Source organism: Arthrobacter crystallopoietes BAB-32 (assembly GCF_000328305.2).
GTDB classification, from domain to species: Bacteria; Actinomycetota; Actinomycetes; order Actinomycetales; family Micrococcaceae; genus Crystallibacter; species Crystallibacter crystallopoietes_A.
Genome location: NZ_ANPE02000326.1, coordinates 1 through 1,251, shown reverse-complemented (window position 1 = coordinate 1,251; position 1,251 = coordinate 1). Strand labels below are relative to the sequence as shown.

Below are 1,251 nucleotides of genomic sequence, written 5' to 3'. Positions count from 1 at the left end.
GTTCGGCCGGGCCGCGGCCATCGGCGCCGGCGGACTGGCCCTGGCGCTGCTGCTGCCACTGGGCATCCCCGGCTTCACCAACGGCGCCTTCCCGCAGGGCTCCCGGCTCGACTGGCTCGGCCAGCCCACGGGGCTGAACCCGATCGTCAGCCTCGGCGACAACCTGCGCCGGCCCGGAGCGTTCGGCCGGATGACCTACGCCACCGATTCGGAAACCCCGCTCTACCTGCGCACCGTCACCCTGGAGAACCTGACCGGCGCACGCTGGCGGCCCACCGACTCCCGTTCCGAGCAGCGCGAGGGCGTCGAGGACATGGGACCGCCCGGCACCCGCCGCCTGCTGGAGGACGGCACCGTGACGACCACCGTCGTCGAAACCCATTCCTTCACCAGCCCCTGGCTGCCCGTCCCCTACGCTCCAACGGAAGTCGACGGGCTGGACGGCGACTGGTCCTGGGATCCGCGCACGCTGGCCATCCAGGCCTCCCTCGGCACCAGCAGCGCCAACCAGGTCTACACGGTCGTCAGCGTCGCCCCGGACCTGACCCGGGAGACCCTCGAGGACGCGGACCCGATCGGCAGGCCGGCCGTGGACAGCATGTTCACCAGCCTGCCCGGCTCCATGCCGGACATCATCATCGACACCACCGAGGACGTGCTGGACGGCCTGGCGGATCCGTACGAGCAGGCCATGGCGATCCAGAGCTACCTGCGCGGGCCCGGCTTCGTCTACTCGGAGCAGGCGCCGGTGGACGGCGGCTACGACCAGAGCGGCTTCGAAGTCGTCGGCGCCTTCCTGGAGGAAAAGGCCGGCTACTGCGTGCACTATGCCTCCACGATGGCGATCATGGCGCGCCAGGCCGGCATCCCGAGCCGCATCGCCGTCGGCTACGCCCCGGGCCGCCAGACCGGCGACGTCGTCGACGCGGACGGCGAGGAGCTGCCGGAGTACGAGATCGACTCCCGCGACGCGCACGCCTGGCCGGAACTGTACTTCGATGACATCGGGTGGGTCGCCTTCGAACCCACTCCCGGCCGCGGCGCCGTCCCCGACTACGCCCAGGCCGACGCCGCGCCTGCCCCGGATCCCGCGGAGCCGGACAGCCTCAACCCGGGCGCCGGTCCCACCCTTCCCACCGTGCCACGCGAAGAACGCCAGCAGGGCGGCGCCGGCCAGGCAGAAGAGAGCCCCGCGCAGAGCCTTTGGGCCGCCGCCGGCGCCGCCGTCCTGCTCCTCGCCCTCCTCGCCCC

The 1,251-nt window shown here is 72.5% G+C and carries 1 protein-coding gene; it reads left to right on the top strand.

What is annotated here, in order from left to right; genetic code table 11:
- Positions 1 to 1,251, top strand: a 1,251-nt coding sequence (locus D477_RS20715; RefSeq protein WP_005275426.1) for a DUF3488 and transglutaminase-like domain-containing protein, incomplete at both ends; no start/stop codon positions are given.